The following is a 21,963-nucleotide window of genomic DNA, read 5'->3' on the forward strand; positions in this document are numbered from 1 at the left end:
AAAGAAAACAGCCGCCGTGACTGCTGGTCGGCGTTACTTGTGCTTGTCGAGGAACATGTCGTAGGAGCGCTCCCACTCGTAGTCCTCGTCGAAGTACCGCGCTGCAAGCGGCTCTTCGGGCATCTCGCCGATGTTCTGCTTCTCCTGTTGGTAGGACGGACGCTCCTCGTCGACGTAGAAGCGACCGGTGAGAACTTTGCCCTCGTGGAGGGCGTCCTCGGTCTCGTGCATCATCTCGGCCGCCTCGCGGCGGTCGGTCGGGTCGAAGTCGTAGTCGTCAGAGTCCTGCACGTCGATGTACGGGACGTACTGGCGAGCGTCCTTGTTCCAGGTCGGACACTGGGTCAGGAAGTCCACGTGGGCGAACCCGTCGTGGTTCATCGCTTCGATGAGAATCTCCTTGGCCTGGTTCGGGTTGACCGCCGCCGTTCGGGCGACGTAGGAGGCTCCGGAGGTCAGCGACAGCGACAGCGGGCGGAGCGGCTCCTTGGCGCTGCCGTGCGGCTGGGTCTTCGACTTGTGACCTTTCGGGCTCGTCGGCGAGGTCTGGCCCTTCGTGAGGCCGAAGATCTCGTTGTTGAACACGATGTAGGTCATGTCGTGGTTCTCACGAGCCGTGTGCATGAAGTGGTTTCCACCGATACCGTAGCCGTCGCCGTCACCACCGGCCGCGATGACTTCAAGGCCGGGGTTGGCGAGCTTCGCTGCCCGAGCGACGGGCAACGAGCGGCCGTGGATGGTGTGGAAACCGTAGCTGTCGAGGTAGCTGTTGAGCTTCCCCGAGCAGCCGATACCCGTGACGAGCATCGTCTCGTCGGGCGTTCGCCCGACTTCGGGGAGCGCTTGCTTCAGTGCCTTCAGGACACCGAAGTCACCACATCCGGGACACCACGTCGGCTGTGGTTCGAGTCCCGGCGTGAACTCCTCGCGGTCTATCTCACGTTCTTCACCGATTGCGCTGAATGCACTCATAGTTAGTCACCTGCGGAGGGGACGAACTTCATCCGGTTGTGGTCGAGTTCGTCGTCTTCGATGATGTTGACTTCGAACCCTTCGACGACCTCTGCAGGCTCGAAGGGGTTGCCGTTGTACTTCAGGAGACTGGACAGCTTCTCGCCGTACAGTCCGAGTTCTTTCTGCATCAGGCCGCGGAACTGAGCCGACGCGGTCATCTCGACGACGAGCGCTTCGTCGACGCTCTCGATGAACTCCGCGACTTCCTCCTCTGCGAAGGGCATCATGTCGGAGACACCGAGCGACTTGACCGAGTGACCGTTCTCGTTGAGCACGTCGACGGCCTCTTCGACGGTACCTTGCTGGCTACCGAAGGTGATGAGACCGTAGTCGGCGTCCTCGGGACCGTAGTAGGTCTGGTGGCTGTCGTCCTTGCTCGACGTGTCGAGTTCGGCGCGAATTGCCTCCGTCTTCTGGACGCGACGGTTGAGCTGCGCAACACGGTTCTCGGGCGACTCCGAGATGTGTCCCTCGGGCGTGTGCTCGTTACCAGTCGCGAGGAAGCGTCCACCCTTCTGACCGGGGATGGAACGCGGGCTGACGCCGTCTTCGACGTCGTGCTGGAAGCGCTTGTACTTCCCAGTGTCACTGTGCGGTGCGTCTTCGAGTTCCGCTTCCGTCAGCGTCGAACCCAGCGACGGGTTCGGCTCCTCGTCGAAGACGCTGGCGGGGACGTTTGCGAGTTCGCCGCCGAGCTTCTGGTCGTAGAGGACGATGGACGGAATCTGGTACTCGTAGGCGATTTCGAACGCCTTTCGCGTCTGTTTGTACGCCTCTGCGGCGGTCCCGGGCGCGAAGACGATGCGCTGGGAGTCACCCTGCGAGGTGTACAGGACGTGTTCGAGGTCGGACTGCTCGGGCTTCGTCGGCATCCCGGTCGACGGACCCGCACGCATGGCTTCGACGAGGACGACGGGGGTCTCCGTCATCTCGGCGAGACCGAGCGGTTCGCCCATCAGCGCGAAGCCACCGCCGGACGAACCGGACATGGCCTTCGCACCGGCGTGGCTCGCACCGATTGCGAGCGCCGCTGCGGCGATTTCGTCTTCGACCTGTTCAGAGATGCCGCCGACCTCGGGGAGGTTCTGCGACATGATGGTGAAGACTTCCGTCCACGGGGTCATCGGGTAACCCGCGATGAAGCGGCAGCCTTCGTCGAGTGCGCCGTAGGCGATGGCGTCGGAGCCCGACAGGAGCACCTGCTCCTCGTCGTGCTCGCCCGACGGAACTTTGACGTCGGGCGCGTCCACGTCGTACTCCTCGTGGATCATGTCGTACGCCTCGTTGAGAATCTCGATGTTGGGTTCGAGAATCTTCTCCGGCATGGCGCTCTCCATCAGCTCCTCGATCCACTCGAGTTCGATGCCGGTGAGCGCACACGTCACACCGACACCGGCCGTGTTCCGCATGACTTCGCGGCCGTGCTCGCGAGCCATGCTGCGGAGGTCGATGTCGTAGACGTGCCAGTTGTTCTCTTCGACGCGCTCGTCGAAGTTCTCGATTTCGCTCGGGTCGAGGAGACCCGAGTCGTAGATGATGACTCCACCTTCGTGGAGTTCGTCGAGGTTCTCCGACAGCGGCTTGATCTCCTCGTTGCCGTAGTAGGCGTTCTCCTGCGGGTTACGGGCGAACGAGTCGCCGAGAGCAAGGAGGAAGTTGTAGCCGTCGCCGCGTGACTTTACCTCGTCGGCGGAGACACGTACCTCGGTGTACGTGTGACCACCGCGGATGCGCGAGGGGTAGTGTCGATGGGTGAACACGTGGAGCCCCGCTCGCATCAGGGCCTTCGCGAAGTTCTGGCTCGTCGAGGCGATCCCGTCACCGGAACCTCCTGCGATTCGCCAGATGAGTTCGTCTTCAGTCATAATTTGATGTCACGGTCCGCCGCGTCGGACCAGAGTAGTTGTGTGTAACAAGGGTCGGGCTAAAGAGTTTGCTATGGATTAGCAAGGAACGATAATGAAGAATACAGGGCTTTGAGGCAATATAGAACAGTTCTGTCAAAGCAATACCTGAGAGAAATTGTCCATTTTAATAATAATCTACCACGTTATATTTAGCTCACCTATCACTTTCGTCCACTCAGAAAATACAAATATAGTTATGTATGTCGGATATCATGGAATCAATCAACATGGTTCTGTCTGCACTAGACCGGGCTAGCGAACTAGGATACCGCATTGTGTACCTTCCCGCATTATCTTTCGGATATATTTTTGTGGAATCAGTGTCATCATCGCCGTTATTAAAAGCGACTCCAATAATCGAATCTACTGGGTTTTACTTTGTTTCTACAATCGTACTACTCTCTTGTGCAGTCTTGTTTCATGGTGCTTGGCGGTCTGTCGCAGGCCCTCAAGGAGCGTCATCCACTATCTCTGAAAAGGAAGAGACACAGCGTGTTGTTCACACTCTTCTGAATAGAGGAGAAGTACATCAATATCCACAGTATTTGATTAAACTAAATAGACATGAAGGAATTCCAAAAAAGAGACTGCTATTAGGCATCTTGGTCATCTTTTCTGCGCTAATTGTGTTCCTATCATATCCTTTCACAGTTTACGAACTGTACGTGCTCTTTCCCGCTCGTCCCCTTGTTACAGGGCTGTTGCTGTTCGTAACAGTGGCAATTTTCTTACAACTAGTCACTAATTCGTGGTGGCCGCGTTCTCATGTGGCAGGTGCAATTGAAGAGACGGAAATAGAACAAATGGGTTCAGAGCTAATACGTTTCACCCATCTGACGGATATAATTGACGAACCAAATTTAAGTTACAATACTAAAGATGGTGGTTCAGTTAATTTGCAGTTTGGAGTGCCTGATGGCGTGGATATCGAGGAGATGATAGAGATAATTCTTGTAGGGTATTCAGGTACGTTCGCAGGCGGGAGTTTCCCGTGTGCGAACTTAGAAGCGAGAGTTCGCATTGATAAAAACGAAGAGTTGATATTCAATATCTCTCAATCGTGGGTTCAAGAGTATGATAATAGAGAAATCACGCTTGATGAATTAGTTGACAGAATTGTCGACACGTTTGAATTCGTGGACGCTGAAAAGCCGAGCTTGCTCTCGGTGTTATTCGAAAAAACGTTAGGTGAAGACCTGACAAAATATTTGGACTACGAAAATTGATTTAACTCTCTACTCCCCCATATTCTCCGGACTCCGTGGGTGGTAGTCCGTCCGATACTCTCCAACCTTCCCGTCCAGTCGGTCCGGGTTGATGTGCCCACCGAGGAGCATGAAGTCGAGTACTGTCAACTGCACCATCGCCTCGACGACGGGCACGCCGCGCGGTGGCAGCACCGGGTCGTGTCGGCCGACGACCTGAATCTCCTTTTCCTCACCTGTCTCCCAGTCGACGGTGGTCTGTTGCTTCGGAATCGACGTCGGTGCGTGAAGCGTCAGTTCGCCGTAGACGGGTTGGCCGGTCGTGATACCGCCTTGAATCCCGCCGTGAGTGTTGCCGACGGGAATCGGGTCACCGTCGTCGTCGAACTCCCAATCCTCGTTTCGGTCTTTGCCGGTCCACTCGCGGGCCTCTTTGCCGAGGCCGAACTCGAACGCCGATGCCGCCGGAACCGACATCAACGCCTGTCCGAGGCGTGCCGAGAAGGAGTCGAAGCGCGGCGCGCCGAGTGCGCGTGGGACGCCGCGAGCCTCGAAGTAGATACTGCCACCGATAGAGTCTCCCTCCTTCTGGTACTCGTCGATTCGGTCAAGCATCTTCTCGGCTGTCTCAGGGTGCGCACAGCGGACGTCGTTCTCCTCGCTGTGTTCGAGTATTTCCTCCCACGAGACTTCTGGCGCTTCGATGTCACCAATCTGGTTGACGTGTGCTTTGACTTCGACACCCTGCGTCGCGAGAATCTTCTTGGCAATCGCGCCGGCGGCGACCCAGTTGACTGTCTCGCGCGCCGACGAACGCCCGCCGCCGCCCCAGTTGCGCGTGCCGAACTTCGCGGAGTAGGTGAAGTCGCCGTGACTCGGCCGCGGTGCGGTGATGTAGGGTTCGTACTTCCCGGAGCGAGCGTCTTTGTTCTGGATGACCATCCCGATTGGCGTCCCCGTGGTGTAGCCATCTTGGACGCCTGAGTTGATGGTGACCTCGTCTGGTTCGCCGCGACTCGTCGTAATCATCGACTGGCCGGGCTTTCGTCGGTCGAGGTCGCCTTGGATGTCTTCTTCACTGAGTTCGAGACCGGCGGGACAGCCACTGACTGTCACGCCCATGGCCTCGCCGTGACTCTCTCCGTAGGTGGTGACCTGGAAGAGTCGGCCGAAGCGGTTTCCGTTCATTACCTGTGGGTGTGGCTTCCGGGCATTTAGCGTTTGCAGAAGACGCAAGCAGTTTGCGAAGCCGAGGGGAGAGACGGATTCTCTCTACTGTACGTGTCGCACGTCTGCACCGAGGTCGTAGAGGACGTCGAAGAAGTCGGGGAACGAGACGTCGACGTGTTCCCCGCCCGCGATGGTCGTCGTCCCGTCGGCGACGAGTCCGGCCACGGCGAGAGACATGACGATACGGTGATCGCCGCGACCGTCGACGGCGGCTCCTTCGAGGCTGGACTCGTCACCGTGAACTGTCAACACGTCCTGTTCTTCGGTGACTGTCGCGCCCATCTCCGTGAGTTCTTGTGCCATCGCGCTCACGCGGTCTGTCTCTTTGTACCGGACGTGTTCGCAGTTGACGATGCGAGTGTCGCTGCTGGCGACAGCACCCAGTGTGGCGATGGTCGGCAGCAGATCTGGTGTATCGCCGACGTCGACTTCGACGCCGGAGAGGTCAGACTTCTGGACCGTAATGTAGCCGTCCTCTCGGTTCCAGTCGATGTCTGCACCCATCCGTTCGAGCACGTCGACGATGGCGCTGTCACCCTGTGCACTCGGTTGGGCGCCGGCGACGACGAGTTCTTTCCCTTCGTCGGCGGCGACTGCCCCGGCAGCGAGGAGGTACGACATCGACGAGAAGTCTCCGGGAACGTGGTACTCGCCGTCTGTCGGTTCGTACGACTGGCCACCGGGAACGGAGAACCCGTCGTCGGTCTGCTCTGCCTCGACGCCGAAGGCGTCCAAGACTTCGAGCGTGATGTCGACGTACGGGGCCGATTTGAGTTCCGTTTCGAGGTTCACGTCGATACCCTCCTCGGTGACTGCGCCGGCCATGAGCAGTGCCGTGATGTACTGCGAGGAGACGTCGCCCGGAATCGACACCGACCCGCCCGAGATGGGACCTTTGATTGCGAGTGGGGCTTGACCGTTGCCTCTCGTGCTCTCGGCACGACCGCCGAGGGCGTCGAGGGCGTCGAGGAGCGGCCCCTGCGGACGCGAGCGGAGCGACGAGTCGCCGGTCAGAATCGAGATGCCGTCGGCGAGGCCGGCACAGGCGGTGACGAGACGCATCGTCGTCCCGCTGTTGGCGCAGTCGATGACGTTCGCAGGGACGCCCGGGCGGCCGTCGAACCCGGTGACGTCTAGGACGTCTTCGTCGGTGTCGCGGTCGACGTCGCCGCCAAACGCTTCGACCGCTCGCATCGTCGCCTGTGTGTCGGCGCTGTTCAGCGGGTTGTAGACGAGCGCACCGGCGCTGTAGCCGGCGGCGAGAATCGCGCGGTGTGTGTAACTCTTCGAGGGCGGGGCGCGTGCTCGACCGTGCACGCGTGACTGCGAGAGTTCGATGTCCATACCGGCGTGTCTGTGTGTGCCCGTATCAGGCTACCGGAGGCGGTGAGTATGCCGGTCAGTGAATGGGGAGACAGCAATCGATTTACGCACTCGGTGTGGCATCTCGAACCATGGAACCGGACTTCTCCGCACTCGACGACTACCTCGACGCCGTCGACGCCGATGGCTACCTCGTCGACGCCGCCAGCGACGACTCCACGCAACGCTACCTCTCTGGGTTCGACGCACCCGACCCGTTCACGACGCTCTACACGCCAGAGGGGACGTACCTCCTCGTCTCGGGTCTCGAATACGGTCGCGCCAAGAAAGAGGCCCGCGCCGACGAGGTCCGACGCGGGTCGGACTTCGACATGCGTGGAAAGATGCAGGAGTACGGTCGCTACGAGGCCTCAGCACGCGCTCGCGCGGAGTTCCTCGACGAGTACGAAGTCGAGTCGGTCGTGACACCCCGACGCTTCCCGCTCGGGTCGGCCGACGACCTGCGCGCCCTCGACGTCGACGTCACCGTCGAAGAACGCGACGTCGTCACCGAGATTCGCGCCGTGAAGGAAGACGAGGAAGTCGAACACGTCCGCGAGGCACAGAAGGCCAACGAGCAGTCGATGCACGCCGCCGAGGACCTCATCGCCGCCGCCAACGTCGAAGACGGCGTTCTCCACTACGAGGGCGAACCGCTGACGAGCGAACGCGTCAAAGAGGAAATCGAAGTCACGCTCCTCCGGGAGGGCTGTGCGCTCGACGAGACTATCGTCGCCTGCGGCGCAAACGCCGCCGACCCGCACGACCGCGGGAGTGGCCCGCTGGAAGCGGACGAACCCATCATCATCGATATCTTCCCGAAGAACAAGTCGACGAAGTACCACGCCGACATGACTCGAACCTTCTGCAAAGGGGAACCGAGCGAGACGGTTCGCGAGTGGTACGACCTCACCCACGAGGCACTCGACGCCGCACTCGACGCGGTCGAACCGGGCGCGACGGGCGAGGACGTACACGACGCCGTCTGCGACATCTATCAGGAAGCGGGTCTGCCGACGCTACGTGACGACCCGACGACTGAGACGGGATTCATCCACAGCACCGGTCACGGCGTCGGCCTCGACGTCCACGAACTCCCACACGTGAGCACGAACGGTGAGGAACTGGAAGCCGGCCACATCATCACCATCGAACCCGGTCTCTACGACCCAGACGTCGGCGGCGTCCGAATCGAGGACATCGTCGTCGTCACCGACGACGGCTACGAGAACCTCACCGACTACGAAATCGAACTGGTCGTCGAGTAAGCTAGTTCTGCGGACTGCACCGGTTTTCGTGGCTACTCTGCCCCGTTCGAATTCCACAACCGTTGACTGGTTTCTGGGGGTGTGCTAACTAGAGATCTCGAATCCCCGTGATCTCTACGCGTTCGACAGAGCAGAATATCTCGAGCGCCACGCTAGGCGCTTCTGAGTCGCTGGTTCGTTGATTTGGACTACTCCACTTCGGCGTCGTCCGATGACCCAGCGCTGATGAATGGCCGAAGCACGACGTAGACGGAGTAGAGCGCGACGAGAGCGGAGACGGCAGAAAGACCACCGGCGGCGAGGACGACGACAGCCTCCTGTTCTTCGGCCGTCGCGATTCCCTGCGTGATGTAGAAGACCCCACTGACCCGAAGAGAAGGGCGAGTCGTCTGACCGCTGACAACGCGCTCACCCACTGCCGGAACTCGCGCGCTCTGTCGAACAACCCACGACTCATTGGTTGCCTTGCTCTCGCTCCTCTACGTACTTCGGTGTTTCCACCGGCACTACTCCACTGACTGCACTGCCACCGCTCACGCCATCGCCGCCTTGGCGAGGTTTCAGTGGGTATGCTGAATACAGGACGCGAATCGGGCGTAGTAATCTGAATCCCAAAACAACAATTTAACCATAGAGACAAGTCATGGGAGTGAAGAGACGGTCACTACTTGCGACACTGACTCTCGGTACTGTTGCTGGGTTGAGTGGCTGTCTCAACCTCGAGGGTATCGATGGGGGCGTGCTCACAGTCATGCATCTGTCGTCGTCCGAAGTCCCAGACGTTGTCTCCGCTTCCGACGATAGGCTCAGCGAAGAGCCGTTGATACAGCGAGCGCTTGACCGCGTGAAGCAAGAAGACCCTCGTGGGGTGATGGACTTCCGATTGAGTTGGAGAGAGTACGAGACTGTCGCAGATGCCCTCGAGAGGCTACCGTACTACGACCGCACGGAGCACGAGATGTCGGTTCCATCCGGATTCTTCGTCGGCCACGACGATTTCGTCTACCGCCTCGCGTACAGACCGATCTGCTCGGAGACGCCGTTCGTCTCGTCAGAAAATCCTCGGAACCGGTGCTGGACATCGGTGCCCAAAGGGACTACCACGCTGTGACAAACTCTCTTGGCTTCGCGAGCGTTCCGACTCGTGCGACATACACTCTCGCTATTCAGCAGACTATCTCTATCAAAACGTGAGAGTACCGGCAGACTCGCCTACTCCGGGCGCTCGTACTCCGGGTCGAACAGCCACGCCGACGTCGGGCCGGGGTCGGTTCCCTCGACGACGGCGTACTGCGAGAAGTCGTCGACGCCAGCCTCCGTGAGCAAGTCCTCGTCGTAGAACTGGTTACCCGTACACTCGGTCGGGTCGCGGGTTAGAATCTCCATCGTCGCGTCGCACACCACCTCGGGCGTGCGCCAATCTTCCGGTCGGCCGAGGTCGAAGTGCCGCGTCGCCTCCGTCTCGATGGCCGCGACGGGCCAGAGGCTGTTGACGCCGACGTCGTCGCCCGAGAGTTCCTCGGACAGCGAGTTGGCGAAGAACGTCATCCCGAGTTTCGAGAGCGCGTAGGCGGCCTTGCCAGGGGCGGCCTCCATCCCGAGCGGCGGCGACATCATCAGGACGTGACTGTGGTCGCTCTCCTTCAGATGCGGTAACGCGGCCTGTGTCGTCGTGTACGCGCCCCGGGCGTTCACGTCCATGAGCAGGTCGAACCGCTTCGGCGGCGTCTCCTCGAACGGTGCGAGGTGAATCGCGCCCGCGTTGTTGATGACGATGTCCAACTGCCCCCACTCGTCGACCGTCTCGTCGATGGCTCGCTGAACGCTGTCCTCGTCGCGGACGTCCAGTTCGAGGTAGATGGACTCGCCGCCCTGTTCGCGAATCTCTTCTGTCGTCTCGACGATGGTGCCGGGAAGCTTGTCGTGCGGTTCGACGCTCTTGCCCGTCGAGACGACTTTCACGCCCGCGTCGGCGAGACGCAGAGCGAGTGCTTTCCCGATGCCGCGACTCGTCCCGGTGATGAACGCGACTCGTCCGTCGAGTGCTTCGGGTGATGTGTCAGCCATGCCCACGCGTTCGGCGGGGGGTCACTTGACCGTTCGTGCACGCGCGACGACGCGCGAAGAGTTGTTTAGTAGGTCGTCGACGGTCGGTCTGATTGGGCGTCAGTGCACTCACCGAAGAAGCAGACGAGGTACGTCTGACCGACGAGCGACGCGACGACACCGGTCAGAAACAGGATGGCGAGGCCGAGCGGCGTCGGTGTTCCCGCGAAACTGGGGCCAGCAGCCGCCACGAACTCGTCGACGCTCGTCGGTGCTCCATACAGGAAGTACCACATCGGAAGAAGACCGAGGACGAGCGAAATCGTCTCGGCGACCAGCGCAAAGCCGACGACGCTGAGGAAGTTGCCAGTGACGAACTCGACACTCCGGCCGAGTGCGTCGCCGACGCGGCGGTCCTCGACGACGACGGCCGGGATGAAGAACCGAAAGAGGAGCGAGACGAGCCAGCCCAGAATGCCGACGACGCCGACGATGCCGACACTCACAGGCGTGATGACGAACTCGCCGTGGAACACGGCGTCGAAGCCACCGAGGGCGAGGACAGCCGTGACGAGAAGGATACCCGCGATAATCACCATGACGATCCCGAGGAGCACGTTCCCACCGAGTACAGTGAGGAAGTAACGCTTTCCGGCGGCGACGAAGTCGCGAGTCTCTCGGCCGCCGGGTCGCGCATCTTCGACGAGTGCGACGAATCCGGCGACGACGAACGGTATCGCGACGAGTTGCGCGAGCGAGACGGGGAGTGCCCAGACCGAACCTTGCGCGACGACACTCAGAACCGAAATCAACCCCAGTATCGCGGCGGGGAGGACGAGTGTCGGTCGGTGAGCGATGGTCTGGAAGGCGGTGGAGAGCGAGTGGAGGGCGACCATACAGGCGCTCCTCTCGGGTCACATATGTGTCTTTCCGTCGACAGCTGTGGGCGTGACTGTCACACGAAGCGGAGGCGCGCACGCGTGACTGGCCCGCCCGCACCGAACCCCTTTTGAAACGCGACGGGCTACCTTCGCGCAATGAACCTGCTCATCGTCGGTGCGGGTGCGATGGGCCGCTGGGTCGCCGACACCGTCGACGCCGACGTCGCCTTTCTGGACCGCGACGCCGACGCTGCGGAGACGGCGGCCGAGGCAGTCGACGGACGGGTCGTCCCCGTCGACACCGAGGAACGCTTCGACGCGCTCTGCCTCGCGGTCCCCATGTCCGCCGTCATCGACACCATCGAAGTCTACGCGCCGCTGGCCGAGCGTGCCGTCTTCGACATCACTGGCGTGATGGCCGCTCCGGTCGCCGCGATGCGAGAGCACGCGCCCGACTGCGAGCGCGTCAGCTTTCACCCCCTCTTCGCACCGCGAAACGCTCCCGGCAACGTCGCTGTCGTCACCGACGAGTCCGGTCCCGTGACCGACGCCATCCGCGACGACATGACCGCCGCAGACAACCACGTCTTCGAGACCACCGTCGAGGAACACGACGAGGCGATGGAGACGGTACAGGCGGGCGCACACACCGCCGTGTTGGCCTACGCACTCGCCGCGGGCGACGTCCGCGACGAGTTCGCCACGCCGGTCTCCGCCGGACTTCGTGACCTCGTCGAGACGGTGAGCGACGGGTCGCCGCAAGTCTACAGCGAGATTCAGTCCGTCTTCGAAGGTGCGGACGACGTCGCCGCCGCCGCCGCCCAAATCGCGGCGGCCGACGACGACGAGTTCGAGTCGCTGTATCACGACGTGTCGAGTCGATTCGAGACGACGAGAGAGGAGGCCGACCGATGATAGACCGTGACGCCGTCCGCGACAACGCGAAGTACCTCCGGCAGGTCCGACCAATCGACCCCGAAGAGATTGCCGAGTACGTCGAAGGGAGTCCACACCCCGCCGTCGTGAAGCAGACGCTGCGCGAGGAAGCGTTCGACCTCGGCCTGCTCGAACAGGAAGACGGGACGTTCGTCCCCGTCGACGAGGACCCGGTCGCCGTTCAGCGATGGCATCCAGAGTCCTTCCCAGACGAGTACAGCTTCGCCCTCGAAGACCTGCTCGTCAGAGAGTACGGCGCGAACTGGCACATGGACGAGTCGGGCGACGCGCTCCGGGAGTCGATTCGCCACCTCAAGACGGACTACTTCTACCAGAACCCCGTCGAGTACGACGACGTCGCCGCACTCGGCTACGCCATCTACCACCTGCCGGACAACTACGCCGTCGCTGGCTACGTCCTCGAAGACCTCGCGAAGAAGGGCCTGCTTCCCCGGAAACTCCGCGTCCTCGACGTCGGGGCGGGCGCGGGCGGTCCGGCGCTCGGCCTCCACGACTACGTGGGCGAGGACGCACTCGTCGACTACCACGCGCTCGAACCGAGCGCCAACGCTGATGTCCTCTCTCATCTCTTGGAGGAGACGGGCCGGAACTTCCACACGACGATTCACGAGGAGACGGCCGAAGACGTCGACCCAAGCGAGTTGAGCGAGTCGGGCGAGTTCGACCTCGTGCTCTTCGGCAACGTCCTCTCGGAACTGGAGGACCCGAAGACGGTGGTTCGAAACTACCTCGACGTGGTCGCCGACGATGGGTCGCTCGTCGCCGTCGAACCCGCCGACCTGAACACCTCGATGGGCTTGCGAAAAGTCGAACGCGCCGTCACCGAACCGGGGTCGGGCGTCACCGTCTACTCGCCGACGCTTCGGCTCTGGGACGGCTACCAACCCGCCGACCACGGCTGGTCGTTCGACGTCCGCGACGACCTCCAGACGCCAGGCTTCCAACGTCGTCTCGACGAAGCGACCGACTGGGACGAAGACGAGGGACCGGGGACGTTCGTCAACGTCGACGTGCAGTTCTCGCACTCGATTCTCCGCAAGGACGGAAAGCGGCGATTCGAGATTCGCGCCAGTGGGACGAAGCACGCCCGGATGGCCGACATGGAGAAGCACGTCACGGAGCGTATCGACCTCCTCGCCGTCAAACTGAGCCACAACCTCTCGGAGGGGAAGAACAAGGTGTTCAAAGTCGGCGACGGCAGCGAACAGGTCGAACACTACGCGGTGCTCACGCGGGAGTCGGTGCTGAACGAGGAACTGGAGCACGCCCCCTACGGCGCGGTGTTGGGCATCCAGAACGTCCTCTGTCTCTGGAACGACGACGAGGAGGCGTACAACCTCGTCGTCGACGCCGAGACGGTCGTCGACATCGTCGCGGCCTAGGCCTCAGCTTCGACTCTCGTTCGCTGGCCTTCGAGAATCAGTCGAGCGCCAGCGATGCCGAGGAGCCACTGGGCGAGGACGACGAGGTCCGAGCGGCCGCCGTCGCCGTCGTCTTCCCATCCGTTGAATCCGTCGACGACGTAGTACTGACCGTCGCGTTCGACGAGTTCGTTCGCCCCGTCGATTGGGTCCCGCGCGGTGTAGTTACCGGCTCGGATGGTGTACTGGATGGCCCTGTCGGCGTCTTCGTACTCCGTCGAAACCCGGTCGAGTGCCTCGCTGGTGGCGACTGGCTTCATATCGTACCGGACCGGTCGGTCAGCGTACTCCTCGGCAACTGGTGTGAAGAAGCCTTTCTCCCAGACGAAGACGTAGTCGTACTGACGGTAGATGAACGTAGCCGGCGGTCCATCGTACCAGACGCCACCGTCTTCGTGGACTGCTTGTTCGAGTACGCACGCGCGACTCGGGCGGAGTCCGTCGAGGCAGGCAATCTGCGGGTCGACGGTGTCTACCTCTCGCGGAATCTCGGCCGTGCCTTGTTCCGTGAACGACACCTCGTACGCTTGGTACTCGTACCGGTCCGGGTCGCCGATGTCGAAGTAGCCGACGACGAACGGATTGAGCAAGAGAACGAAGCCGAGGAGGACGGTCAGCGTACCGCGACGGCGCGGGGGGAGGGCCATACCTGTGAGCCAGATGCGAACTATTTGTTTCTGCTGAAACGAGGTGAACTCAGAGGCTCGTCTCGTCGACGTGGTGCGTCAACTTTCGAACGCCCACGTACCCGACGACAGCCACGACGGTGTAGACCACGACGACACCGAGTACGTCCGTGCCGACGCTGTCGATGGCGAGTCGGGCGATGGCGTTCGCGGGGTTCCACGGGAGAAGCGCCGTCCCGCCGAAGAGCAGCAACACGGCCAGCGAGTACATCAACTGCGCCGAGCGCCGGTCCGGCGTCGCGAGCGCGATACCGATGGCGACGCTGACGACGAGCAGCGAGAACGACGCGACGAGCAAGAGCAGGAGCGCGACGTTGTGCACCTGCGTCCCGTTGAACCGGAGGAGCAGTATCCACAGCGCCGCCTGCGCCGGGGCGAGAACGGCGGCCGCGGCGAGTTTGCCGTCGACGATGTCGACGAGCGAGACGGGTGCGACCCGAAGGAGTTCGAGCGTCCCGCGGTCGAACTCCTCGGTGATGGAGTCGACGGCGATAGAGCCACTGATGAACACCGGCAGGAAGAGCAAGAGCGGAATCAAGACGGTGTAGGTGAAGCCGAAGTAGGGACTTGTCGTCGCCTCGGGCGGGAGTTCGAGCGGCGTCGTGTCGAGCGAGGCTGCCCGGTCTGCGCGTTCCGCGCGCTCGAAGGCTCGGAGGGCGTCGCGGAGTTGGACGACGACGAGCGTCGTCCGGATGTTCGAGTCCGGCGCGACGGCCGCCACTCGAACCCTGTCGTCGACCACCGCCGTATCGAGGACGGCGTCGACGCGGCGTTGCTCGAAGGCGTCCATCGCGGCGTCTGTCGAGGGATACGCGAGGCCGCGGATGCTGCGCTGGTCGTTCGTCACGGCGAGAAGGTCGTCCTGCGCGTCGCCGGTCACCGCCACGTCGACGGTGTAGCCGTCGACGCTCGTCGGGTCGTACAGCGAGACGAGACCGACGACCAAGAACGAGGAGAACGCCGCGATGAACAGTTGGATAAGTAGTGCAAGGACGATGGTCTTCTCCTTGCGGAGGACGCTCAGTTCGCGTTTCGCGATAGTGAGCCGCGGGTCAGACAAGGCTGGTCACCACCGTGAGATTGTAGGCGGCGTGAAGTAACGTCGCCACGCCGACCGTCGCGGCGTAGGACCACCGGTCTCTGGTGGCACCCACCGCCGAGATGCTCGTCGTGACCGTGTGGAGTGCGAGCGGTGCGAGTAAGAGTCCGAGCGCGACGAGGGGGTCCACGTCGGTACCGACGCCAGCGGAGGCCAGCAACTGCTGACCGAGTTCCAAGTCACCGAAGCCGATGAGTTGGACCACGGCGAGCAGTTTCTCGCCGACGAAGAAGCCGAACCCAGAGAGCGTCCCGAGGACGAGCGCCGACCGGAGTGTTCGGGGGAACCGCGCGTGTTTGAATCCAGCGTAGACGTGGAGGCTCTTCGCCACCTCCTCGACGCCCGCGATGGTGACGAGGAGGAGTGGCGTCGACACTGCGATGGGGAGCGCGAAGAGAATCGCGACGGCGAGCAGTTCAGCGATGAAGACGAACGGAATGAAGAGCGCGGAGAGTGTCGCCATCGACCACTTGCTCCGAATCTGACTGTCGAGTGCGTCGAGGAACTTCAGCGGGACGGGCCGCTGCGTGAACATGTCCTCCTCGCGGTAGACGCCGAGTCCGAGGAGGAACAGCACGCTCGCGCCGAGATAGAACGGTCCAGTAGAAAAGCCGTACTGGAGGAGTGAGACACCCGAACTCTGCAAGTCGCGGACGACGAGCGTCAGCGGCGAGATGAGCGCGATGGGCGTGATGTTCGTGAAGATGGCCGGGACGAAGACGTAGGAGGTGAGAAACACCGAGACGGCGACGGTGACGAACGTGAGTTCCTTGAACGACCGGGCGAACATCGCGCCGACGAAGGTTGCCGCCAAGAAGAGCAGTGCGACGGGGAAGACGCTCAACACGGTGACGACTCCGGCGGTTCCGCCGCCGAAGACGCTCACCGCGACGGTGATGGCAGTCGTGACGAGTACCATCGCAGCCACGTACGGAAGCGTCTTCCCGGCGACGATGTCACCGGGACCGACCGGGGCGACGAGCAGCAGTTCGCCGCGTCGGTTGATTCGCTCGTTCAGAATCGTACTTCCGTAGGCCTGAATCACGAAGTTCATCGGGACGAGAAAGACGAACGCGAGGAGGAGCGACCCGAACGGGAACGGTGGGCTGATGGCCGCGGGCGACCCACTGGTCTGCCCGCCGAACAGGCCTCCACCGCCGGTTGCGACGTCGGGGACGGGGAGGTCCGAGTTTGCGTCGCCACCAGTGGCAGACGGTCCTCTGTCGCCACCCGTCGTCTCACCCGGGCCGGAACCACCGCTCGAACCAGCGTCGGCACCCGACGAACCTGTGCCGCCGGTCGTTCCCGACGAAGTTCCGTCGTCGACGCTGACCGCGCCACCGCTCCCACCGAACCCCTCGTCGCGAGCGACGTACTGGAGGTCGACGAACACCGGGAACGCGGCCGACTGGTTCTTCTCTCTCGACAGTCGTCGGTCGTTGTAGGACTCAACTGCACCGCGGAACTCCGCGAGTGCCGCCTCTCCTTTCTGTGTGTCGGCGACGGCGAACTGCCCGTCGCGAACGAGGATGTCGAGACTGCCGCCGGGAGTGAGGCCCTCACTCGGCGGGCGGACCGAAAGCGCCGCACTCTGGACGACCGGTTCGTAGTAGGGGCTGTCGGGTGCGACGCCGACGCGGTAGATGTCACGGTCGAGTGCGATTCCCGAGACGCCGGCGGCGGCCGTCGCGCCGAATACCGCTCCGGAGAGAAGGAGTGCAACGAGTCCGATGATGGCCGTCCGGCGGTCGATAGTTCCAGCACTTCTGGTGACTTCCCAGCGAGCGATGCGGAGGATCTGTCTCCAGCGACGCTGTCTACCGTTCGGTCGACCGCTCACCGGCCACCCTCCGGAGGGGTCGCCTGCGGCGTCTCTCCAGTCGACCGGCCTTCGCCCGAGACGGTCCGGTCGTAGGTGGCTGGCTGTTTCGCCAAGTCGAGGAAAATCTCCTCCAGACTCGGTTCTTTGGTCCGGATGTCGGCTACGTCGCCGCCGGCAGATTCGGCCGATTCGCGAATCCGCCGGACCTCGTCCATGCTGTCGACGACGACGCGGTAGGTGTCGCCAGACTCACCGGTGTCACCCGATTCGCCCGTATCGTTCACGCCGTCACCGCCACCACCGCCACCACCGCCACCACCGCCACCACCGCCAACACTGACGACTTCAGCCCCTTCGACGGGTGCTGTCGTCGTCACGTGGTACTCGGTGTAGCCGTGTTCGTCGCGAATCTCCGGCACCGACCCGCGGGCGACGATTTCGCCACGGTTCATGATGATGACGCGGTCGCAGATGCTCTCGACGTGATAGAGGTTGTGTGCGCTGAAGATGACGGTCTTACCCGCTTCGCTCAGTTCGCGAGTGAACTCCAAGACGTAGTTCGTCGTCAGCGGGTCGAGTCCGGAGGCGGGTTCGTCGTAGATGAGGATGTCGGGGTCGTTGACGAGCGACCGGGCGATGGCGACTTTCCGCTTCATCCCCTTCGACATGTCGCCGAGTCGGCGCTCGCGATGTTCGAGTTCGAGGCGGTCCAGTGCGTCGCCGATGCGTTCGCCGGCGACGTCGTCGGGGACGCTGTAGAGGTCCGCGAAGAAGTGGAGATACGACAGCGGCGTCATATCCTCGTACAGCGGTGACTCCTCGGGCAGAAAGCCGAGCGTCGAGCGCATCTCCGGGTCGCCGGCGTCGTATCCAGCGAGAGTGGCCTCGCCGCTAGTCGGTTCGATGAGGCCGGCCAGCATCTTCAGTGTCGTCGTCTTTCCGGCACCGTTGGGACCGACGACGCCGAAGATTTCGCCGCGGTCGACGGTGAAGTCGCTTCCCCGGACGGCGACGAAATCTTCATAGGTTTTCCGGAGTTTCTGCACGTCAATCATGTTGAGTGCGTTAGTACCGGGGGAGTTAAATCCGAGGCACCGGGCAGACTGTCCGTTCTCTGTACACGACTACGAGCGGTACTACCGCTCAGAAAGCAGTATCCTCGCCGAGAAGGGTCGTCTTCGTGGGCCGAATCGGGCCGTCAGTCGTCTGCGGGTGTCTTCGTCTGGGGTGTCTCTGCCGTCTCGGGTGTCTGTCCTCGCTGCCACACGTTCGTCACCGAGACGCCGGCCGGTGGTGTATGGTTAACGTCTTTCATCGTTCGTGCTTCGCTCTCTCGTGTCATCGTGCAACTCGTTAACACAGACGCCATATTAACTCTTTCTCGAAGGAAATATAGAGGATTATTATCACACTTATTTCCTTAAGGACGGCGTGGCTCGTTCTGTTCGTCCCGTTGCTGTTTCAGACACGACGTTTCAGTAGCTGGTTCGTCCGCTCGTAGTCGGATTTGGGCGTGTCTGTCGTGATTGCCGGGCGAGAGGCTGACTCGACGTCCGCTCGTACGTGTACAACTATCTCGTAGAGTACTACTCACTTGTTAGAAACGTTTATCAATCTAAAAGGAATTTCTGCCGCTAATGAGTGACGGTATTCGTGTTCTCCACGTCGACGACGACCCCGATTTCGGGGAGTTGACCGCGATTCTCCTCGAGCGCGTGGACGCACGGTTTACCGTCGAGACGGTGAGTAGCGCCGACGAGGGGCTGGCCCGCTTCACTACCGAACGCTTCGACTGTCTCGTCTCGGACTACGACATGCCCGAGAAGACAGGTATCGACTTCCTCGAAGCAGTCCACGAGGCATATCCCGACTTCCCGTTCATCCTGTTTACGGGAAAGGGGAGCGAGGAGATCGCGAGCGACGCAATCTCTGCGGGTGTGACAGACTACCTCCAAAAGGGGAGTGGGACGGACCACTACTCACTCTTGGCGAACCGAATCAGCAACGCAGTCAGTCGACACCGTGCCGAGAAAGCAGAGCAGTGGATGCACGAACTCGGCGAGAAGTCCGACGACGTACTCTGGATGTTCACGAGCGACTGGGAAGAACTACTCTTCGTCAACTCTGCGTACGAACGCGTGTGGGGACAGACGACTACCAGCCTCCACCGCCGACCAGAGACCTTCTTCGACGGTATTCACCCCGAAGACCGGCCCCGAGTGAAGGCGGCCATGGACGATCTCGCTAAGGGAGACTCGATCGAGGTGGAGTATCGGGTCAACGAACGCGAACAGTACAGTCGGTGGGTCTGGGCGCGTGGTCACCCGATCACCGACGACGATGGAACGGTCGTTCGCGTCACCGGATTCACTCGCGACGTTACCGACCGAAAAGAGCGAGAAGAAGAACGCAGAGCGACGGTCGAGTTCTTGCGAAACCTCTCTGACGTGACGACGGATCCGACACTGACCGTCCGGGAGAAAATCGACCAACTGCTCGCACAGGGTTGTGAGAAACTCGACTCACCGTACGGCATCGTCACGGCCATCGAGTTCGACGGTGAACAGCCTGACTCCAACCACGGCACGCAGACGGTCGTCGTGTCTCACGGGTCGCACGAACGTATCCACCCCGGGCAGTCGTGTTCACTCTCGAAAGCGTACTGCCGCGAGACTATCGAACAGGACGACCTCTTGACGGTACACGACGTCCGTGCTACTGACTGGGAGAGAACTTCTGCCGACGAGCGGTTCGGCTTCGGGTCGTACATCGGCGGGAAACTTCTCGTCGACGACGAACTGTACGGAACGCTCTGCTTCGCGTCCCAGACACCGCGTGATAGACCGTTCACCGACGCCCAAAAGACGTTCGTCAAACTCGTCAGCAAGTGGGTGAGCTACGAAGTTGAACACGAACTGACGCGGAGTGACGACGACGACGCGACTCTGAAGACGCGCCTCGGCGGAGACTGACGGCCCACTTATCGGGCTTGCGCTCGAACCGCCGACGTGAATCGTACCGACGTCTCCCTCCGCCGGACTCCCGACGGCCGACGCCTCGAAGTCTCTCGAATCGTCGACGCATCCGCCGAGACCGTCTGGACGCTCTTTACCGACCCCGAACGGTGGCCCGAGTGGGGGCCGAGCGTCGCCGCCGTCGACTGCGAGGATGACCGGATTCGACGAGGGACGACGGGCCGCGTCCGTGTTGTCGGGGTGTGGATTCCTTTCGAAATCGACACTTTCGACGACGAGGTCTACCGCTGGACGTGGCGTGTCGCGAAGGTACCGGCGACCGGCCACCGTGTCGACCCGGTCGGTGAGAATCGATGCCGCGCCGTGTTCGAGATTCCACCGCTCGCCGTGGGGTACGCCGTCGTCTGTGAGCGCGCACTGCGACGTATCGAGCGGTTGGCGACGACCTGATTACTGATTACTCCGGCCGCTCCAACTCGAATCGGTCGCGAGTCTTCGCGTAGAAGCCACCGGAGAGGCGGCCGACGGCGTCGAGTTTTGTCACGTCGAGTTTCTCGCCCGTCAGCACCTCGTCGGCGACGTGGGCGTACACGACTTCGCCGAGTACCATCGTCGACCCGCCGACTTCGATGGTGTCGTACAGTTCGCACTCGAAGGCGACTTTGGCGTCGGCGACACGGGCGGCGTCGACTTCCGTCGCTTCGACGGCGTCGATACCGACGTGTTCGAACTCGCTTTCGCCCTTCGGGAGTGTCGCACTCGTCGCGTTCATCGCCTCGACGAGGTCCTCCGTGACGACGTTGACGACGAACGACCCGGTGTCGACGACGTTCTGCGGCGTATCTTTCAGATTCTCACCCGTTCCCACGGGCGCAAACATCACGACGGGTGGGTCGTAGGCGACGACGTTGAAGAAACTGTACGGTGCGAGGTTGTCCACGCCGTCGCCGCTCCGACTGCTCACCCACGCGATTGGCCGCGGAACGACGCCCCCAGCGAGCAGTCGGTACGCACCGAACTCGTCGGGTGTGCCCTCCATCTAGGCGTCCTCCTCGTAGCCTTCCTCGAACGGGTCGATTTCGGTCGCTCCAGGGTCGTCCTCGTCGGCGGTGAACCCTGGCCCTCTCGTCGCAATCTCGAAAACGAGTCCGTCGGGGTCATTGAAGTAGATACTCTTGAAGTAGGTGCGGTCTTTGATGTTCGAGACGCGTACGTCGTGGTCCAGCAGATGCTCGCGCCACTCCCGAAGGGTGTCTTCGTCCTCAACACCGATGGCGAAGTGGTGACTCGCACCCGGGCCGGGTTGCCCCCGGGAGTTTGGATACTCGAAGTAGGTGACGTTGGTCCCGGGTTCGCCCGCGGGCGTGGGCGAGAAGTAGTAATGTTTCGTCCCCGGGTCGTCGTAGTTCTGCGTCCGCTTGACGGTGTGCCACCCGAGGACGTCCTCGTAGAACGCCCGTGTCTCGTCCATGTCGGTACAGATGTTTGTCACGTGATGCAGGCCCGTCGTCGGTGGTGCGTCAGTCATGGGGAGATAGTCGAGTGTTGGGGGTGTCGACTTAGAGACGTGTTGGTTGCGGTCATCTCTCGGTCCGTTCGTAGACCCGCCACGAGCATATCCATTACTGGACACGAGCGTTACCAGGTAACGGCGATGTCAGTAGAAATCGATCGACGGTGGCGACAACCGGAGAGGAGAGAAGTTCGCCCCGCGTTCGAACCCCTACTCTGAAACACATTCGCTATCTGTGGTGAGTGACTCGACGTTTGTTCGAAATATTACGGAATATAGTGTCTTATAACGCACTTATGAGACGATTTTTAACACAATGTCGAGTAGAAGCTGTTGGCGCGACCCGCTTCGCGGACCAACCTGTCATGTGTGAGCCACCACTACGCCGCGGCCGCGCCCGCGAGAGACTGTCTCGCTAACTGCAGCGATGGGTGTGCCAGCCCCCATCACTGCCAACCACTGTGTACCGATCTCTCGACAGCCTCGCCTCGTTCTACTGAGTTCGTCCCGCTCCGAGAGTGACGACGCTCTTGACCGACAGTGTCCGGTGACAGTTCTGTTGTTCGACAGCAACACC

At 61.7% G+C, this 21,963-nt stretch carries 21 protein-coding genes; 7 read left to right on the top strand and 14 right to left on the bottom strand.

Features of this window, described 5'->3' with window-relative positions; translation table 11 throughout:
• Nucleotides 1-33 precede the first annotated feature (33 nt).
• The gene (locus tag BM083_RS12760) at nucleotides 34-972 is read right to left on the bottom strand and encodes a thiamine pyrophosphate-dependent enzyme (protein WP_009374606.1); all 939 of its coding nucleotides are present in this window, start codon (nucleotides 970-972) and stop codon (nucleotides 34-36) included.
• 2 nt (nucleotides 973-974) lie between these two features.
• The gene (locus tag BM083_RS12765; RefSeq protein WP_089869865.1) at nucleotides 975-2,879 is read right to left on the bottom strand and encodes a 2-oxoacid:acceptor oxidoreductase subunit alpha; all 1,905 of its coding nucleotides are present in this window, start codon (nucleotides 2,877-2,879) and stop codon (nucleotides 975-977) included.
• A 254-nt stretch (nucleotides 2,880-3,133) separates the two neighbouring features.
• Here BM083_RS12765 and BM083_RS22810 point away from each other — a divergent pair, with 254 nt between their 5' ends.
• Nucleotides 3,134-4,147 (top strand): hypothetical protein, encoded by a 1,014-nt coding sequence (locus BM083_RS22810; protein WP_143085724.1) that lies wholly within the window; start codon nucleotides 3,134-3,136, stop codon nucleotides 4,145-4,147.
• A 9-nt stretch (nucleotides 4,148-4,156) separates the two neighbouring features.
• Here BM083_RS22810 and aroC read toward each other — a convergent pair whose 3' ends face one another.
• Both aroC and aroA read right to left on the bottom strand, forming a co-directional pair.
• Nucleotides 4,157-5,314: a chorismate synthase gene (gene aroC / locus BM083_RS12775; protein WP_089869867.1), complete on the bottom strand. Its 1,158-nt coding sequence runs from the start codon at nucleotides 5,312-5,314 to the stop codon at nucleotides 4,157-4,159.
• Between the two features lie 84 nt (nucleotides 5,315-5,398).
• Entirely contained in the window at nucleotides 5,399-6,700 is a 1,302-nt protein-coding gene (gene aroA / locus BM083_RS12780) for a 3-phosphoshikimate 1-carboxyvinyltransferase (RefSeq protein WP_089869868.1), read from the bottom strand.
• Nucleotides 6,701-6,810: 110 nt separating this feature from the next.
• On the opposite strand from aroA, the gene BM083_RS12785 reads away from it, so the two are divergent.
• A complete protein-coding gene (locus tag BM083_RS12785) occupies nucleotides 6,811-7,986 on the top strand; it encodes a M24 family metallopeptidase (RefSeq protein ID WP_089869869.1) in 1,176 nt (391 codons plus the stop codon).
• 188 nt (nucleotides 7,987-8,174) lie between these two features.
• Here the strand turns inward: BM083_RS12785 and BM083_RS12790 are convergent, their stop codons facing one another.
• Nucleotides 8,175-8,402 carry a hypothetical protein gene (locus tag BM083_RS12790; protein WP_089869870.1) on the bottom strand — a complete coding sequence of 76 codons (228 nt, stop codon included), beginning with the start codon at nucleotides 8,400-8,402 and terminating at the stop codon, nucleotides 8,175-8,177.
• Between the two features lie 323 nt (nucleotides 8,403-8,725).
• On the opposite strand from BM083_RS12790, the gene BM083_RS12795 reads away from it, so the two are divergent.
• On the top strand, nucleotides 8,726-9,097 hold the full coding sequence (locus BM083_RS12795) for a hypothetical protein (RefSeq protein ID WP_245756890.1): 372 nt from the start codon (nucleotides 8,726-8,728) through the stop codon (nucleotides 9,095-9,097).
• Between the two features lie 101 nt (nucleotides 9,098-9,198).
• On the opposite strand, the gene BM083_RS12800 is transcribed toward BM083_RS12795, so the two are convergent.
• Nucleotides 9,199-10,053: an SDR family oxidoreductase gene (locus BM083_RS12800; RefSeq protein WP_009374591.1), complete on the bottom strand. Its 855-nt coding sequence runs from the start codon at nucleotides 10,051-10,053 to the stop codon at nucleotides 9,199-9,201.
• A gap of 65 nt (nucleotides 10,054-10,118) precedes the next feature.
• Entirely contained in the window at nucleotides 10,119-10,928 is an 810-nt protein-coding gene (locus BM083_RS12805; RefSeq protein ID WP_089869872.1) for a DUF7847 domain-containing protein, read from the bottom strand.
• 141 nt (nucleotides 10,929-11,069) lie between these two features.
• On the opposite strand from BM083_RS12805, the gene BM083_RS12810 reads away from it, so the two are divergent.
• Together BM083_RS12810 and BM083_RS12815 are read left to right on the top strand one after the other, a co-directional pair.
• Entirely contained in the window at nucleotides 11,070-11,828 is a 759-nt protein-coding gene (locus tag BM083_RS12810; protein ID WP_089869873.1) for a prephenate dehydrogenase/arogenate dehydrogenase family protein, read from the top strand.
• Nucleotides 11,825-13,252: a small ribosomal subunit Rsm22 family protein gene (locus BM083_RS12815; protein WP_089869874.1), complete on the top strand. Its 1,428-nt coding sequence runs from the start codon at nucleotides 11,825-11,827 to the stop codon at nucleotides 13,250-13,252. The genes BM083_RS12810 and BM083_RS12815 overlap by 4 nt, the downstream gene beginning before the upstream one ends.
• Here the strand turns inward: BM083_RS12815 and BM083_RS12820 are convergent.
• The 5 genes from BM083_RS12820 to BM083_RS23340 all read right to left on the bottom strand — a co-directional run bounded on the left by BM083_RS12820 (nucleotide 13,249) and on the right by BM083_RS23340 (nucleotide 18,240).
• The gene (locus BM083_RS12820; protein WP_089869875.1) at nucleotides 13,249-13,938 is read right to left on the bottom strand and encodes a DUF8127 domain-containing protein; all 690 of its coding nucleotides are present in this window, start codon (nucleotides 13,936-13,938) and stop codon (nucleotides 13,249-13,251) included. The two genes, BM083_RS12815 and BM083_RS12820, sit on opposite strands and share 4 nt — an antisense overlap.
• A 49-nt stretch (nucleotides 13,939-13,987) precedes the next feature.
• The gene (locus tag BM083_RS12825) at nucleotides 13,988-15,037 is read right to left on the bottom strand and encodes an ABC transporter permease (protein ID WP_089869876.1); all 1,050 of its coding nucleotides are present in this window, start codon (nucleotides 15,035-15,037) and stop codon (nucleotides 13,988-13,990) included.
• Nucleotides 15,030-16,916, bottom strand: a complete 1,887-nt coding sequence (locus BM083_RS12830; RefSeq protein ID WP_089869877.1) for an ABC transporter permease family protein — start codon at nucleotides 16,914-16,916, stop codon at nucleotides 15,030-15,032. Before BM083_RS12830 ends, BM083_RS12825 begins: the two co-directional genes overlap by 8 nt.
• Complete coding sequence (locus tag BM083_RS12835; RefSeq protein WP_089869878.1) at nucleotides 16,913-17,953, bottom strand: ABC transporter ATP-binding protein; 1,041 nt, start codon at nucleotides 17,951-17,953, stop codon at nucleotides 16,913-16,915. Before BM083_RS12835 ends, BM083_RS12830 begins: the two co-directional genes overlap by 4 nt.
• 143 nt (nucleotides 17,954-18,096) lie before the next feature.
• Nucleotides 18,097-18,240, bottom strand: a complete 144-nt coding sequence (locus BM083_RS23340; RefSeq protein WP_009374579.1) for a DUF7989 family protein — start codon at nucleotides 18,238-18,240, stop codon at nucleotides 18,097-18,099.
• 295 nt (nucleotides 18,241-18,535) lie between these two features.
• Here BM083_RS23340 and BM083_RS23345 point away from each other — a divergent pair, with 295 nt between their 5' ends.
• Together BM083_RS23345 and BM083_RS12845 are read left to right on the top strand one after the other, a co-directional pair.
• Nucleotides 18,536-19,870, top strand: coding sequence for a response regulator (locus BM083_RS23345; protein WP_177197628.1), 1,335 nt, complete (start codon nucleotides 18,536-18,538; stop codon nucleotides 19,868-19,870).
• Nucleotides 19,871-19,906: 36 nt separating this feature from the next.
• Nucleotides 19,907-20,323: an SRPBCC family protein gene (locus BM083_RS12845; RefSeq protein WP_089869879.1), complete on the top strand. Its 417-nt coding sequence runs from the start codon at nucleotides 19,907-19,909 to the stop codon at nucleotides 20,321-20,323.
• Between the two features lie 7 nt (nucleotides 20,324-20,330).
• Here the strand turns inward: BM083_RS12845 and BM083_RS12850 are convergent, their stop codons facing one another.
• Together BM083_RS12850 and BM083_RS12855 are read right to left on the bottom strand one after the other, a co-directional pair.
• Entirely contained in the window at nucleotides 20,331-20,912 is a 582-nt protein-coding gene (locus BM083_RS12850; protein WP_009374571.1) for a flavin reductase family protein, read from the bottom strand.
• Complete coding sequence (locus tag BM083_RS12855; RefSeq protein WP_089869880.1) at nucleotides 20,913-21,401, bottom strand: VOC family protein; 489 nt, start codon at nucleotides 21,399-21,401, stop codon at nucleotides 20,913-20,915.
• Between the last annotated feature and the right edge of the window lie 562 nt (nucleotides 21,402-21,963).

Source organism: Halogranum rubrum, from assembly GCF_900114455.1.
GTDB classification, from domain to species: Archaea; Halobacteriota; Halobacteria; order Halobacteriales; family Haloferacaceae; genus Halogranum; species Halogranum rubrum.

Excerpts from the sequence above, each read along its gene's own strand:
- BM083_RS12800 (WP_009374591.1), bottom strand. The coding sequence starts at position 10,053 with ATGGCTGACACATCACCCGAAGCACTCGACGGACGAGTCGCGTTCATC.
- aroA (WP_089869868.1), bottom strand. The coding sequence starts at position 6,700 with ATGGACATCGAACTCTCGCAGTCACGCGTGCACGGTCGAGCACGCGCC.
- BM083_RS23345 (WP_177197628.1), top strand. The coding sequence starts at position 18,536 with ATGAGTGACGGTATTCGTGTTCTCCACGTCGACGACGACCCCGATTTC.
- BM083_RS12820 (WP_089869875.1), bottom strand. The coding sequence starts at position 13,938 with ATGGCCCTCCCCCCGCGCCGTCGCGGTACGCTGACCGTCCTCCTCGGC.
- aroC (WP_089869867.1), bottom strand. The coding sequence starts at position 5,314 with ATGAACGGAAACCGCTTCGGCCGACTCTTCCAGGTCACCACCTACGGA.
- BM083_RS12810 (WP_089869873.1), top strand. The coding sequence starts at position 11,070 with ATGAACCTGCTCATCGTCGGTGCGGGTGCGATGGGCCGCTGGGTCGCC.
- BM083_RS12850 (WP_009374571.1), bottom strand. The coding sequence starts at position 20,912 with ATGGAGGGCACACCCGACGAGTTCGGTGCGTACCGACTGCTCGCTGGG.
- BM083_RS12805 (WP_089869872.1), bottom strand. The coding sequence starts at position 10,928 with ATGGTCGCCCTCCACTCGCTCTCCACCGCCTTCCAGACCATCGCTCAC.
- BM083_RS12855 (WP_089869880.1), bottom strand. The coding sequence starts at position 21,401 with ATGACTGACGCACCACCGACGACGGGCCTGCATCACGTGACAAACATC.
- BM083_RS12835 (WP_089869878.1), bottom strand. The coding sequence starts at position 17,953 with ATGATTGACGTGCAGAAACTCCGGAAAACCTATGAAGATTTCGTCGCC.
- BM083_RS22810 (WP_143085724.1), top strand. The coding sequence starts at position 3,134 with ATGGAATCAATCAACATGGTTCTGTCTGCACTAGACCGGGCTAGCGAA.
- BM083_RS12785 (WP_089869869.1), top strand. The coding sequence starts at position 6,811 with ATGGAACCGGACTTCTCCGCACTCGACGACTACCTCGACGCCGTCGAC.
- BM083_RS12765 (WP_089869865.1), bottom strand. The coding sequence starts at position 2,879 with ATGACTGAAGACGAACTCATCTGGCGAATCGCAGGAGGTTCCGGTGAC.
- BM083_RS23340 (WP_009374579.1), bottom strand. The coding sequence starts at position 18,240 with ATGACACGAGAGAGCGAAGCACGAACGATGAAAGACGTTAACCATACA.
- BM083_RS12815 (WP_089869874.1), top strand. The coding sequence starts at position 11,825 with ATGATAGACCGTGACGCCGTCCGCGACAACGCGAAGTACCTCCGGCAG.
- BM083_RS12760 (WP_009374606.1), bottom strand. The coding sequence starts at position 972 with ATGAGTGCATTCAGCGCAATCGGTGAAGAACGTGAGATAGACCGCGAG.